Below are 13,519 nucleotides of genomic sequence, written 5' to 3' on the forward strand. Positions count from 1 at the left end.
CATGAAAATTTGTTAAGAAGCGGGCAAGATGCCCGCACTCCTCGAATTCTTTGATATGACTGGAGTGGGAGCATCTTGCTCCCTGGATTTTTAATTAGGGTATTTCCGCTTCGCGGACATGAATAAGCGAACTTGATATGATGTGTAAGTCCTGACTACAAAGAATCAGGATCGATATTCAACTGTCGCAGTTTCTCCCGTAGCTGTTGTAAATCGGATTCAGCACTTTCAGCTCGCTCTGTGGCGCGATCGCGCTCTAACTCAGCACTATTAGCTCTTTGTTGTTGGCGATCGCGCTCTTGCACCACATCCTCATAAGTGCCAAACGCTTCCCCACTCGGCGTAAATAACTGCAAATCCTGCGAGCTGGTACTAAAACTCACCTGCAATAACGGACTTCTCCAACCCTCCATTTGAGCAATTTCTGTTAGTCTACCCCCACTTCTCAACCATCCTTGCAGTTGATTCTTTTTCGGATTGTATACATAGTATTCTTCCACACCATAATAGTCGTAGAACTCAAACTTATCCTCCATTTCTCCTTTACTATTACTCGGTGAAAGAATCTCAAACACCACTTGAGGCACTATATTTCCTTCTTCCCATTGTTTATAGGAGCCTCTATCTTTTTTCTCCACTCCAAAAACCACCATCACATCTGGTGCTTGTCTAAAATTCAAACTTTCTTCTTGTATCGTTAACCTTCCCGCTTCTCTGGGATACCACAACAAATCACCCGCTACAAACACATCTTCTCGCTCTTTAAACAGAGCGGATAATCCTCCGACAATAGTTGTAATTAAGCGAAATTGAATCGTATTATCCGCCATCGGCTTGCCATCACTGTCTGGGTAGAGTCGAGCGTCAACTTGTGATTGAGACAGCAATTCTTGTACCATCGTTTTCTACCTCAATACTGAATCATGTTCGTACTGCTGTTTTGAGGATAGCATATAGCGCTTTGCCCCCTCTGTGGGGGAATGGGGGGAGCGAATAACAGACTCAATCTAATTACTCATTCCTCAAAGGTATCTTTGACTCCTGAACCGGTGGCTTCTTGAATTAAGGCTTCGGCGCGATCGCCATCTTGATAGAGTAACTCCAAAAACTGCCAAGGTTCCATCCCCACTAACCGGGCATAAAATCCGACTTCACCCATAATTCTGGCTTCGGACTGGCGTAAGTACATACTCAGACAATGATGGGCCTGATTTTCCGGTTGGCGTTGGGTACGGAAAAAGGCCAAAGCGTTTAATAAGCGGTCTTCATAGGGCGCAAGAGGTCTAATGTTCAGGGTTTGGGGAGTGCGTTGAGTCATGTATCAATTAACAATTAACAATGGGTAGGGGCGAAAAATTTTTCGCCCCTACCGGGTTTTTAACTATTCTAATTTAACGCAAGCGGTTGGGTGTTTAGAAACCCGGTTTCTTGAAGAAACCGGGTTTCTAGCCGCTTTCCAACTAATCCGACTTAACCCAGTCGGCTGGGGGGGTTCGTCTGGCAAGGAGAGTCTATACTATAAAGTTACGATATTAAAACTGAGTCTCCTATACCTGCCAACGTTTAGTCCATGAGTTTTAAGGAAGAATTTGAACTACTGCTGCGATCGCGCTATCCGATCATCTACATCCCGACTGCCGAAGAAGAACGGGTAGAGAAGGCGATCGCCGAATCCGCCCAAGATCTCGGTAATCGAGGAGTCTATACCTGGGATTTCGTCGATGGGTATCAGGGCAATCCCAATGATAGCGGTATGGGTCGTCGCAATCCTCTACAAGCCTTAGAATTCGTCCAGAAAGTCCCTCCCACCGCCGCCGGAATCTTTATTCTCCGAGATTTTCAGCGCTTTTTAGACGATATTTCCATCTCGCGCAAACTGAGAAACCTCGCCCGGAGCCTAAAATCGGAAGCCAAAAACCTAGTCATTCTGGCTCCCGAAATTACCATTCCCACCGACTTAACGGAAGTGATTACCATTTTAGAGTTTCCCTTACCCCAGAGTGGAGACATCCGGGAAGAAGTCACCCGCTTATTAACCGGGTTAGGACAAGCCATCGATCGCGAAACCTTAGAAGAAATAGTCCGGTGTTCCCAAGGTTTATCCCTAGAGCGCATTCGCCGCGTCTTGGGAAAAGCGATCGCCACCCATAGCCAACTACGCCCCGAAGACGTAGAACTGATCTTAGAAGAAAAACGGCAAACCATTCGCCAAACCCAAATCCTAGACTTTTATCCCGCTCAAGAACAAATCTCCGACATTGGCGGCTTAGAAAACCTCAAAGATTGGCTCTTGCGGCGCGGTGGAGCCTTTTCCGATCGAGCCAGAGCCTATGGACTGCCCCACCCCCGTGGACTGCTGCTGGTGGGCATTCAGGGAACCGGAAAATCCCTCACCGCCAAGGCGATCGCCCACCATTGGCATCTACCCCTCCTACGGCTCGATGTCGGGCGACTGTTTGCCGGACTCGTGGGCGAATCCGAATCCAGAACCCGGCAAATGATTCAACTGGCTGAAGCCCTCGCCCCTTGTATTTTATGGATTGACGAAATCGACAAAGCCTTTAGCGGCATGGGATCGCGGGGCGATGCAGGCACAACCAACCGCGTATTCGGAACCTTTGTCACCTGGTTAGCCGAAAAAACATCACCCGTTTTTGTCGTTGCCACCGCCAACAATATCCAAAGCTTACCCCCAGAACTCTTACGCAAAGGGCGATTTGACGAAATCTTTTTCGTTGGCTTGCCCAGTCAAGAAGAACGACAAGCCATTTTTGAAGTCCATCTTGAGCGGTTGCGTCCCCAAAGTCTGAGAAACTACGACTTAAAACGCCTCGCCTATGAAACCCCCGATTTTTCCGGCGCAGAAATCGAACAAATGATCGTCGAAGCCATGCACATTGGCTTTAGTCAAAACCGGGATTTTACCACCGATGATATCCTAGAGGCAGCCAGTCAAATTGTGCCCTTAGCTCGCACCGCCCAAGAGCAAATTGAATTTTTACAATCTTGGGCAGCATCAGGCAAAGCTCGACTAGCGTCTCGTTCAAGTAGTTTAAAACCTCCCTTATAATTCTTTATCCTTATGGTTGGCCGATTAGTTGCTGGATTATTTCAAGTCATCTTTGGGGTGACGTTGGCGATTGCCCTGATGTTAGTCGGTGGATTAGCCACCGCCCGGTATTTTATGGGCAGAATGACCGCAGCCCCTCCTAAACCGGAATTTCCAGAGGTAGAAGAGCCACAACCGGCTACTTCTGCCCCCCTTTCAACTGAGGCTCAACCTCAAAAGCCCGAAGAACCCAAACTTCCCGAAGGAGCCTACAAAGCCAGAGTCACTTGGCCGGATGGTCTCATGCTGCGGGATGCGCCCACCTATGAAGCCAATTCCATTGGTGGAGTGGGTTATAACGAAACCTTGTATGTGATTGGAGAGAGCGACGATAAAGTATGGCAAAAAGTCCGGGTTGGCTCTCAAGATGCCTGGGTGAAAGGGGGAAATGTGGAGAAGACAGATTAACTGTTGCTTAACCTCTTGCTTCCTCCTTGACCCATGCCCATTACCGCAAAAGGTTAGAATCAAACATGCCTTGTATCGAAAGAGAAAACTTTTGTGAGCGTCAGAGTTAGAATCGCACCGAGTCCCACGGGAAACCTCCATATTGGTACAGCACGGACGGCTGTATTTAACTGGTTATTCGCCCGCCATCTGGGAGGGCAGTTTATTATTAGGATCGAAGATACCGATTTAGAGCGATCGCGCCCCGAATACACCGATAATATCCTCGAAGGTCTGACCTGGCTCGGCTTAACCTGGGATGAAGGCCCCTTTTATCAGTCCCAACGGCTCGATCTGTATAAGCAAGCCGTACAAACCCTACTTGATCGAGGATTAGCCTATCGCTGCTATTGCACAACCGAAGAACTCGACGACATGCGAGCCAAGCAAAAAGCAGCCGGCCTTGCTCCCCGCTATGATAATCGCCATCGTAATTTGACGGCAGAAGAACAAGCCGCCTTTGAAGCCCAAGGGCGCAAACCCGTGATTCGGTTTAAGATAGACGACGATCGCACCATTGTCTGGAAAGATTTAGTCCGAGGAACCGTCAGTTGGAAAGCTGGCGACTTAGGCGGTGATATGGTAGTGGCCCGTGCTGCTGAAGCCGGAGGAGTCGGGCAACCCCTCTATAACTTAGCCGTAGTCGTCGATGATATGGACATGGCCATCACCCATGTCATTCGCGGCGAAGACCATATCGCTAACACGGCCAAACAAATCTTACTCTATGAAGCCTTGGGGGGACAGGTTCCCGAATTTGCCCACACCCCCCTCATTCTCAATCAAGAAGGGCGCAAACTCTCCAAGCGCGATGGCGTAACCTCGATCTCCGAGTTCCGTCAGATGGGCTATATTGCTCCAGCATTAGCCAATTATATGACCCTGTTGGGTTGGACGGCTCCTGATGCGACTCAGGAACTCTTTACCCTCTCAGAAGCCGCCAAAACCTTTAGCTTCGATCGCGTCAATCAAGCCGGTGCTAAATTTGATTGGGATAAACTCAACTGGATTAACAGCCAATATCTCCATCATCTGCCCGTCGAACCATTAACCGATTTGATTCTTCCCCTCTGGAAAGAAGCGGGTTATGACGTAGACTCAAAAGAACGATCCTGGTTAGAACAACTCGTTGCCTTAATTGGGCCCAGTTTAACCCGTTTGCCCGAAGCCGTGGAATTAGGCAAAATGTTCTTTACCTCAGAAACGAGCTTTTCTGAAGAAGCACGGGAGCAACTGCAAAAAGAAGGGGTCAAAGAGATCCTAGAATCCCTTTTAACTGCGGTTGAGGGCGCTACTGTGACAGAAGATAGCCTGAAAGACGCGATCAAAACTGTTACCAAAGAGAAAAAGGTGAAAAAAGGCTTAGTCATGCGGAGTTTACGGGCAGCTTTAACCGGTGAAGTGCATGGCCCTGACTTGATCCAATCTTGGTTACTCTGGAATCAGAACGGACAAGATGGCGATCGCATCAAAGAAGCCCTAAAAACCCTATAATCTGAGCAATAGGTAATATCAAGTCCGGATAAAGGGTGAAGAAGCGGGCAAGATGCCCGCACTCCCTAAATCCTTTGATATTCCTGGAGTGGGAGCATCTTGCTCCCTAGATGTCTAATTACCGTCTCGCTCCCCCATTACCCCATAGAGGGTGCAAAGCGCTGTATTCCCCATTCCCTAGGCTTCAGAAGAACTATTATCAAACGGCCCGGATGGGTAATCATCTAAATCCATCTTCGTATCGAGCTTCAATCCTTGGGGAGTTTTAACAATAATATTATCGCCTCCCAAGGCTTGGGCTTCTGCTAGGGCTTCTCCCGCAGTCACAATTAACGTCACTTCAGAATCATCATTGCGAGGAACCACACTACTGACCCCTAAACTGACCGTAATATAGGGACTGATGGGAGAATTGGGATGGACTAACTTTAGGCTACTCACTTCTGAATGAATATAAGTGGCCACTTGCATGGCTCCTTCCACATTGGTTTGGGGCAATAAAATAGCAAACATTTCCCCCCGATACCGAGCCACCATATCGGCTGGCCGTTTGACCACAGAGCCAATGGCTTCGGCAATCGTTTTTAAGCATTCATTACTGGTTTGGGAGCCATAGCTATAAACATAGGGCTTAAAATAATCCACCCGACAGACAATCAGGGAAAGGGGTTTTAAGTCCCGTTTCATCCGTCGCCATTCTTGCTCGATATATTCATTAAAGCGGCGGCGGTTGGGGAGTTGGGTAAGGCGATCGAAAAGAGTAAGATTTTTAACTTGCTTATTAACGGTTTCCAGTTCTTGACGAGTAGACCACTCTAACAAAGAAAGCCGTTCATATTGATAAATGATGAAATAACAAACCATGCCAATCATGGCTAAGAACAGAAAAGATTCTACCGCGATCGCATGGGATAAATCACTGAGGGGCAAACCCAAGATCCAATGATTGAGGCAAAAATAGGCAATAACCACACTTTGAGAAATAACATGAATCCGCCAAAATACAGGAATAGCGGTAGCTTGCATTGCAAACATGACTAGCCAAAGTTCTGGTTTAAATTCAGACGTTCCGGCTGCCGTTCCCAGGATTTGGGGTAATAGGGTGACCGACCAGGATAGTCCTAGAAATAGAAGACTGGGATGGCGGCGACCGAATTGGGTTTTTTGTAATCCCCAGCAGCCTAAAAGAGCAAATAGGGTGGTAATGCGAGCGCCAAGCAGTTGACTGGCAAATTGTTCGCCATACAGGATAGCTTCAAATAAGGCTAAGGCAAATACTCCACCAAGGGTCATCCAAATAGTTGGCTGAAGACGAGATAAAATAAGGAATTTTCGCCATTCAGGTTCAATGCGCGAGTGTCTTTCCCCAGTTATTTTCAAATCTTCTGAGGAGGTTGAGTTGGTGCGAGCAGATAGTTTTGGCTGAGATCCCTGATTCATGGTTTTAGGCTTTCCGATCGCCATTTCCGTAAGGGAAGGTTTAATCGGTGTCTCGATAGTTTACATTGAGCTAGGTTCCCAGGTATAGGCTACCTTGGCTAATTTTGATGCACCCCCAATCTCTCAATGGATGGGTGATGGGTTGGCTGGGGTTCAGGCCAAGCCAATTCCCTGGTTTTGCTATACCTATGTTTTGAAGGTTTTCCTAGAGCATTCGATCATAGCTTACAATTTTAGCTGAAAGGTTGTTCTCTCTGGCGATTTTGAGAATAGGATGTGTTTGGGTTTCAGTATGGTGAATATTAATCAACAATTTCAACAGGCTTATCAGTACCAGCGAGAAGGGAATTTAGAGGCTGCTCGTAGGGGATATGAACGGGTTTTAGAACTTAATCCCCAGCATATTAGTAGCTTGGTGAATTTGGGGGTTTTGTATAAGAAACAGGGCGAGTATCAACAGGCGGCGCGGTTGTATCACCAGGTGTTGCAACAAAAACCGAATCATGTGATTGCACATTATAATTTAGCGTTGATCTATGAGCTACAGGGACAGCTCTCGGAGGCGGTGCGTCATTATAGCCATGGGTTGTTATTTCAGCCGATGGATGAAAATTTACGGGAACGTCTTCAGAAGGTCTTAGTGGCTGTAGGCTCTTTTCAGAGCGATCGCCCCTTATATGAGCAAGCGCTACATCAGGTTTCTCTGAGTCTGTCTTCTTTTCGGGAGTTGATTGAGTTTCTGCGTCAGCAGGAGTGTCTAGAGGTGGCGATCGCCCTTTTGGAGGCGGCGATCGAGCAATATCCTGACCGACCGGGACTCTATGCTATGCTCGGTGGCATTTATAACCAGATTGGGAATTATACGGCATCGATAAAGGCGTTTCAGCAGGCGATCGCCCTCTCTCCCCAAGATCCCAATTACATCCAATCTTTAGGCATCACTTTCGCTAAACAAGAGCAGTGGGAAGCAGCGAAACCCTATCTAGAACAGGCTCTGAGTCTTTCACCCCATTTGCGTAAAACTCAGCGATGGCTCAATTTTGTCAATGTTGTCTGTGGCGATCGCCCTCAAGTTGAGTTTATCAGCCACAATCAAACGATCCAATTCCAGATTACGGGTAAAAATCTAGATGTGGAATTAACCCAGGTGAACGATCGCCAGTTTTACGAGCAGCCAGAACTTAATTTTATCCATCAGACGCTTAAGCGGCGATCGGTTATTGTCGATGTCGGCGCAAATTCCGGTAACCACCTAGTTTACTTTGCCAAAATCTTAGGAGCAGAAATCGTCATTCCCATTGAATTTCAACCCGATATTATTGCCGCCCTCAAAACCAATATTGCTCTGAATCAAATTACTAATATAGACCTCTCTAAATTAGGCTATGCTGTCGGTAAAATTCGCAGTCGCGCCCAACTGCAAAACCATCCCACAGGCGATCTCTGTTTGACTGAACTCAAACCCGATCCCAGGGGAACCTTAGAAGTTTTGCCCCTCGATCAGCTCATCACTTCTAGGGTTGATTTCCTGAAAATGGATGTCCAAGGCTTAGAAATCGAAGTTTTAGAAGGAGCTGAAGGGCTATTTCAGCAATTTCAACCCGATGGACTCATTGAAGTCACTAAAAAAAATCAACCGAGTTTTTTCAACTTTTTGGAGCGCCTAAACTATAAGATAATTAAAGAATTCCGAGAATGGAATTATAGCAATTTTTATATTCAGTCTAGGGTTGAGTAAGATTGACCTACAGCACTTTGCGCTCTCTGTGGCGGATATTCAAACCCGGATTCTTTCGTTGAAGTTAGGGAAAAATTGGCGATCGGCTAAAATAGATCAATTTCTAGCCCATTTCTATGATACTAAGAGGTCAAGATGGTACAGACCCCAACCGTACCGGAAACGGAAACCCTATTACTAGAGTTACCCAAAACTCTAAAGCTCTATGTTACCCAAGAACAGTTTGAAATTCTAGCCGCCAGTAATCGAGAATTACAACTAGAAAGAACAGCAAACGGAGAATTAATCGTGAATCCACCAACGGGTTGGGAAACTGGAGAACAAAATAGCAGTATTTCTGGCGAGTTGTATCTATGGTGGCGCAATGCAAGCGAACCGGGGAAAGTATTTGACTCATCGACTGGATTTATTTTACCCAATGGCGCGAATCTCTCTCCTGATGCATCTTGGGTGAGTCAAGAGCGTTGGGATACACTCAATGAGGAACAAAAGAGAAGGTTTGCCGAGATTTGTCCTGATTTTGTGGTGGAATTAAGATCGCACTCAGATACCATAAAATCCCTGGGAGAAAAAATGCAAGAGTATATGGATAATGGAGCCAGATTGGGTTGGCTAATCAATCCGAAAACCAGAAAAGTAGAAGTGTATCGAGTCGGTTTAGATGTAGAAATCTTGTCAAATCCAACTGAGTTATCCGGTGAGTCAGTTTTACCGGGTTTCGTTTTAGAGCTACGTCGGGTGTGGGGTTAGGGCGATCGCATTAGGGAAACGGAGTTTTATCGCGCCCATGCCCCATCCTGTACAATAGGGTAAAAAGATGACCCTTTTTAACGTTTAATTTTACACTTAATTTTAATGAATACGATCGAAACCCTAGAAACCCAGCTCTATCACCTGCAACAGTTTGCCGATCGCCTCGTTGATACCCAACTGGCAGATCTCAATCCTATTAGTATCAGTATTATTTTTATCGCGGGATTGCTCACCAGCCTTACCCCCTGTATGCTCTCCATGTTGCCCCTCACCGTTGCCTACATCGGCGGCTACGAAACCGAAAACCGCCTGCAATCAGCCATTCAATCCCTATGGTTTGCAGCAGGTTTAGCCACAACCCTCGCCCTCCTCGGAGTCGTCGCCGCCCTCGTCGGTCAAGTCTATGGGCAAATTGGTATCGGCTTACCCATTATCGTCAGTATTCTCGCTATCCTGATGGGACTCAATCTCCTGGAAGCCTTACCCCTACAACTGCCCGCTTCCGGAGGCATGGATTGGATTTCGCCCAACTTCCCCAACAGTGTGCGCTCCTACCTGATCGGCTTAACCTTCGGCTTAGTCGCCTCCCCCTGTAGCACCCCCGTACTCGCCACGTTGCTGGCTTGGATCTCCACCACCCAAAACCCCATCCTCGGTAGCGGTTTACTCCTCGCCTACACTGCGGGTTATGTGTCTCCCCTGGTACTCGCGGGAACCTTCACCGCTTCGATTAAAAAACTTTTAGCCCTGCGGCAATGGTCGGGATGGATCGCTCCGACCAGTGGCGTGTTATTAGTAGGATTTGGGGTAATTTCGCTCCTGTCTCGTCTTGTACCGATAACCTGATTTTCTGATGACTTCCAATCAAAATGCTTCTGCTCCCCTCCCCTTCCATCCTCTGCAATGGTGGAAAAAACAAGTGCTACCCACCTTAGCCGATTTACGATTAGCGATTATCCTGCTGCTGGCGATCGCCCTCTTCAGCATTTCCGGTACAGTCATAGAACAGGGGCAATCTCTCGAATTTTACCAAGCCAACTACCCCGAAGACCCCGCCCTATTCGGCTTCCTCTCCTGGAAAGTCCTCTTAACCATTGGCTTAGATCATGTCTATAGCACCTGGTGGTTTTTAGCGCTGCTCGTCTGGTTCGGATCGAGTTTAACCGCTTGCACGTTTACCCGCCAACTGCCCACCCTCAAAGCCGCCAACCGGTGGAGCTATTACAAAACCCCACAACAATTTGAAAGACTCGCCCTCAGTACCCAGCTCAATCAAGGCTCGAACGATCGCCTAGAACCGATCCTAAAACAATATGGGTATCGCGTCTTTCGGGAAGGCGAAACCCTATACGCTCGCAAAGGCATCATTGGCAGAATTGGCCCCATTATCGTTCATGCCAGTATGCTGATTATCCTCGCTGGCTCCATCTTAGGCTCCCTCACCGGATTCATGGCCCAAGAAATGATTCCCAGTGGCGACACCTTCCAGATTAAAAATATCATCGAAGCCGGGCCCTTTGCCCAATCCCAAGTCCCCCAAGATTGGTCGGTGCGCGTGAATCGCTTTTGGATTGACTATAGTCCAGAAGGCAGAATTGAACAATTTTATTCCGATTTATCCGTCTTAGATAATCAGGGAGAAGAAGTCAAACACGAACAAATCCATGTGAATCAGCCTTTGCGCTATCGGGGGGTAACCTTGTATCAGGCGGATTGGGCGATCGCAGCCGTTAAAGTTAGAGTGAATAACTCTCCCATCTTCAAGATTCCCATGGCTCAATTGCCCATAGAAACCGAGGGCAGAATCTGGGGAACCTGGATACCCACCACACCCGATATGAGCGCAGGAGTTGCCCTAGTCACCAAGGATTTACAGGGTACTTTAGTGGTTTACGATAATCAGGGACAACTGATCGGAACAGTACGCCAAGGCATGGACATCGAAGTAAATGGCGTGACCTTAAAAGTCCTAGAAGTCATGGGTAGCACGGGATTACAGATCAAAGCCGATCCGGGTATTCCCGTGGTTTATACCGGATTTGGGCTATTGATGATCGCCGTTGTGATGAGTTATTTTTCCCACTCTCAAATCTGGGCGTTGCAAAACGGCGATCGCTTTTATCTAGGGGGGAAAACTAACCGCGCTCAAGTCACCTTTGAGCAAGAAGTGCTGAAAATCCTCGACCAAGTGCAGGAGAATTCTCCATCACCTGCCAAAACCTAGAAGAGGATCAAAAAAATTTTCCCATTCTTCCGGATTCAGAACCCCCACATAGGGATATTGGTATGGTAGATGCACCCTGATGATTCCCCTTGGCTTCCCCGCTAAGGGTTTTTTTTTGCCCGGAAGGGGAGAAAACTGGGAGGTTTGGATTTGTCATTTCTAATTGAGATTGGCATCATGTTAGAGTGATGGCATATAAAATCATTACTAACCCATCTAGCCCAGATATTGAACGAACCCCCTGTTATGGATCAGGATGTTTACAAACCCGATCGAGAGTCTGATTTACATACAGATTCTATCCATATGGCTTCTTGGTCAATGGAACAAGAAGTCAATGGGTTGATGGATGATTTGTTTGACGATATTGACCGGGTGTTAGATCGGGGGGGCGCTTTGCCCAAGGAACCCGTGCAACCGGAATCAATTTCTCTCAAACCCCTCGATATTCCTTCGATGAAGTTGCCCCAGGCGATCGCCGAAAATCTGGCTCAGATCTCTCCAGAATTGGCTAGTTTAACGGGTATCGCTCAGACGAATCGTGAGATGAATACGCTGAAAACAGTGGAGCAGAGCCAGATGGCTGCCCCAACTTCAGAAACCTCAGAGATAGAATCAGCAGGATTTGGAGTAGATTTACAGCCCACAGTATTACCAGAAGAAGAACTGTTTCCGGTGACGGCTCCTGCGCCCAGGGTTCAACCTTGGTGGGATCGATTGCTGTTAGTGGGGGTGGGTGCGGCGATCGCCCTTCCCCTAGGTTGGTGGATATCCAGCACCCAGACTGGGCAAGGAATACGCCAACAGTTTGCCCAGTTTTTACCCTCTAGTCAACCCAGTCCAGAACCCATGGCTCCCGTTGATGTGTCCTCCACAGCTTTAGCGGATGAAGAGTTTGCCAATTATATGCAACGGGCGTTGAAGTTGAAGGATGAGTTAAGCGAAAATCAGGAGGATCAACCGCAAGATGCCTCGGAAACTCCCTTACCCGAAAGCCCTCCATCTACTCCGACGCAGGTTTTGGAGCGGGTTTATATTCCTGTTTATCAACCGACTCCTGCACCTGTCGCTTCCCCAGAAGTACCGGCTGCCTCACCGAGTGCGATGGAGGATGAGGTTGTACCTTCTCCCCTTCCGTCTCCCACCCCACAGAGTGTAGCCAATACTCCCCAAATCAGTTTGATGTTGACGGGAATATTGGAATTGGGCGATCGCTCGGCTGCTTTATTTGAAATTGAGGGCATGTCTCGCCGGTTTCAGGTAGGAGAAACAATCGGTTCGAGTGGATGGATGTTGGTGGATATTGTCAACCAAGAGGCCATCATTCGCCGCAATGGTGAGGTGCGATCGGTATTTGTCGGTCAGAAGTTTTAACCCTTAGCCTCAATGGAGGAGGATCGAAAACTGTGGGTATTTTTGATGATGTAAGTCGCTTTTTAGAAGATCGGTTGGATGAATTTCTCAAAAATCATCCCCAGTTGGAGCTATCAATTTTAGAAGATCAACTTCATGAACAACAGGAAGATACTCTACGCTTAATTGTCGATTTACAGCGTCAGGAAAAACAAGCCCAAGAGGAAATTATGGCAACGGCTCAAGAGATTCAGCGTTGGCATACTTGGGTACAAAAGGCAACGGCAAAAGGGCGGATGGATTTAGCCCAAGCTGCCCAAGAACGAGAAAATACCTTATTGCACAAGGGGAACCAGTTATGGGGAAAAATGCAAGGCTGTAAACAGAGAATTGTCAAGGCGAAAGAGTTATATCAAGAGATTAAAAAACGGAAGGAAGAGGTTCATGCTAGGGTAATGAAAATGGAAGCTGAAGCGAGTGCAAGTGAAAAATCTACCTATTCTCCTCCGGGTTGGAATAAGAGCTATACTCGCATTAGCAGTAGTCCCGATCCCCTAGAAGAAGAGTTTCGCCGTTGGGAAGCGGATCAGGAGTTGCAGGATTTGAAAGATCAAATGAACAATTAACAATGAATAATGAACAAGGAGTTGCAGCGAGAGCGAGCAGACAGTGCCGAATCTAATTTATAGTTGATTCAATTAAGGTTGAGACACTCACAAGTAGGGCTGGCAGTGCCCACCTTACACATTTAACCGGACTTGATATTACAGCAGTTTTCGCTGTTATGTGGGACATCTTGATCCCCCTAAATCCCCCTTAAAAAGCAGGGGGTTTTCATTTTCACAAATTATACCACAACAAAAGCAAAATCTTTGCTTCTCAAAACCGTTTTTTTGGCCCGGTTCAATTCTCTGTCAGCCAAGAATCTCCTGAACCCCAACTTTTTCTTTAATCTATAGAC

The 13,519-nt window shown here is 47.2% G+C and carries 12 protein-coding genes; 9 read left to right on the forward strand and 3 right to left on the reverse strand.

Features of this window, described 5'->3' with window-relative positions:
- Positions 1 to 155: 155 nt before the first annotated feature.
- Together PMG71_RS04880 and PMG71_RS04885 are read right to left on the reverse strand one after the other, a co-directional pair.
- Entirely contained in the window at positions 156 to 899 is a 744-nt protein-coding gene (locus PMG71_RS04880; protein WP_283752522.1) for a Uma2 family endonuclease, read from the reverse strand.
- Positions 900 to 1,015: 116 nt separating this feature from the next.
- Positions 1,016 to 1,318 carry a hypothetical protein gene (locus PMG71_RS04885; protein WP_283752523.1) on the reverse strand — a complete coding sequence of 101 codons (303 nt, stop codon included), beginning with the start codon at positions 1,316 to 1,318 and terminating at the stop codon, positions 1,016 to 1,018.
- Positions 1,319 to 1,570: 252 nt separating this feature from the next.
- On the opposite strand from PMG71_RS04885, the gene PMG71_RS04890 reads away from it, so the two are divergent.
- The 3 genes from PMG71_RS04890 to gltX all read left to right on the forward strand — a co-directional run bounded on the left by PMG71_RS04890 (position 1,571) and on the right by gltX (position 5,050).
- The gene (locus PMG71_RS04890; protein ID WP_283752524.1) at positions 1,571 to 3,070 is read left to right on the forward strand and encodes an AAA family ATPase; all 1,500 of its coding nucleotides are present in this window, start codon (positions 1,571 to 1,573) and stop codon (positions 3,068 to 3,070) included.
- Positions 3,071 to 3,082: 12 nt separating this feature from the next.
- On the forward strand, positions 3,083 to 3,517 hold the full coding sequence (locus tag PMG71_RS04895) for an SH3 domain-containing protein (RefSeq protein ID WP_283752525.1): 435 nt from the start codon (positions 3,083 to 3,085) through the stop codon (positions 3,515 to 3,517).
- Positions 3,518 to 3,610: 93 nt separating this feature from the next.
- A complete protein-coding gene (gene gltX, locus PMG71_RS04900) occupies positions 3,611 to 5,050 on the forward strand; it encodes a glutamate--tRNA ligase (protein ID WP_283752526.1) in 1,440 nt (479 codons plus the stop codon).
- Between the two features lie 177 nt (positions 5,051 to 5,227).
- Here gltX and PMG71_RS04905 read toward each other — a convergent pair whose 3' ends face one another.
- Entirely contained in the window at positions 5,228 to 6,490 is a 1,263-nt protein-coding gene (locus PMG71_RS04905) for a GGDEF domain-containing protein (protein ID WP_283752527.1), read from the reverse strand.
- Positions 6,491 to 6,782: 292 nt separating this feature from the next.
- Between PMG71_RS04905 and PMG71_RS04910 the strand changes: the two genes are divergently transcribed.
- From PMG71_RS04910 to PMG71_RS04935, 6 genes are all read left to right on the forward strand, one after another.
- Positions 6,783 to 8,228, forward strand: coding sequence for an FkbM family methyltransferase (locus PMG71_RS04910; RefSeq protein ID WP_283752528.1), 1,446 nt, complete (start codon positions 6,783 to 6,785; stop codon positions 8,226 to 8,228).
- Positions 8,229 to 8,363: 135 nt separating this feature from the next.
- Positions 8,364 to 8,978, forward strand: coding sequence for a Uma2 family endonuclease (locus tag PMG71_RS04915; RefSeq protein ID WP_283752529.1), 615 nt, complete (start codon positions 8,364 to 8,366; stop codon positions 8,976 to 8,978).
- Between the two features lie 105 nt (positions 8,979 to 9,083).
- Positions 9,084 to 9,827 (forward strand): cytochrome c biogenesis protein CcdA, encoded by a 744-nt coding sequence (locus PMG71_RS04920; RefSeq protein ID WP_283752530.1) that lies wholly within the window; start codon positions 9,084 to 9,086, stop codon positions 9,825 to 9,827.
- Positions 9,828 to 9,834: 7 nt separating this feature from the next.
- Positions 9,835 to 11,205 (forward strand): cytochrome c biogenesis protein, encoded by a 1,371-nt coding sequence (locus tag PMG71_RS04925; RefSeq protein ID WP_283752531.1) that lies wholly within the window; start codon positions 9,835 to 9,837, stop codon positions 11,203 to 11,205.
- Between the two features lie 246 nt (positions 11,206 to 11,451).
- A complete protein-coding gene (locus PMG71_RS04930) occupies positions 11,452 to 12,579 on the forward strand; it encodes a hypothetical protein (protein WP_283752532.1) in 1,128 nt (375 codons plus the stop codon).
- A gap of 32 nt (positions 12,580 to 12,611) precedes the next feature.
- Complete coding sequence (locus PMG71_RS04935) at positions 12,612 to 13,184, forward strand: TIGR04376 family protein (protein WP_283752533.1); 573 nt, start codon at positions 12,612 to 12,614, stop codon at positions 13,182 to 13,184.
- Positions 13,185 to 13,519: the final 335 nt, after the last annotated feature.

It is taken from the genome of Roseofilum acuticapitatum BLCC-M154 (assembly GCF_030068475.1).
Classification (GTDB): Bacteria; Cyanobacteriota; Cyanobacteriia; order Cyanobacteriales; family Desertifilaceae; genus Roseofilum; species Roseofilum acuticapitatum.

Coding starts and splice junctions, on each gene's coding strand:
- PMG71_RS04880 (WP_283752522.1), bottom strand. CDS start 899: ATGGTACAAGAATTGCTGTCTCAATCACAAGTTGACGCTCGACTCTAC.
- PMG71_RS04885 (WP_283752523.1), bottom strand. CDS start 1,318: ATGACTCAACGCACTCCCCAAACCCTGAACATTAGACCTCTTGCGCCC.
- PMG71_RS04890 (WP_283752524.1), top strand. CDS start 1,571: ATGAGTTTTAAGGAAGAATTTGAACTACTGCTGCGATCGCGCTATCCG.
- PMG71_RS04895 (WP_283752525.1), top strand. CDS start 3,083: ATGGTTGGCCGATTAGTTGCTGGATTATTTCAAGTCATCTTTGGGGTG.
- PMG71_RS04905 (WP_283752527.1), bottom strand. CDS start 6,490: ATGAATCAGGGATCTCAGCCAAAACTATCTGCTCGCACCAACTCAACC.
- PMG71_RS04910 (WP_283752528.1), top strand. CDS start 6,783: ATGGTGAATATTAATCAACAATTTCAACAGGCTTATCAGTACCAGCGA.
- PMG71_RS04915 (WP_283752529.1), top strand. CDS start 8,364: ATGGTACAGACCCCAACCGTACCGGAAACGGAAACCCTATTACTAGAG.
- PMG71_RS04920 (WP_283752530.1), top strand. CDS start 9,084: ATGAATACGATCGAAACCCTAGAAACCCAGCTCTATCACCTGCAACAG.
- PMG71_RS04925 (WP_283752531.1), top strand. CDS start 9,835: ATGACTTCCAATCAAAATGCTTCTGCTCCCCTCCCCTTCCATCCTCTG.
- PMG71_RS04930 (WP_283752532.1), top strand. CDS start 11,452: ATGGATCAGGATGTTTACAAACCCGATCGAGAGTCTGATTTACATACA.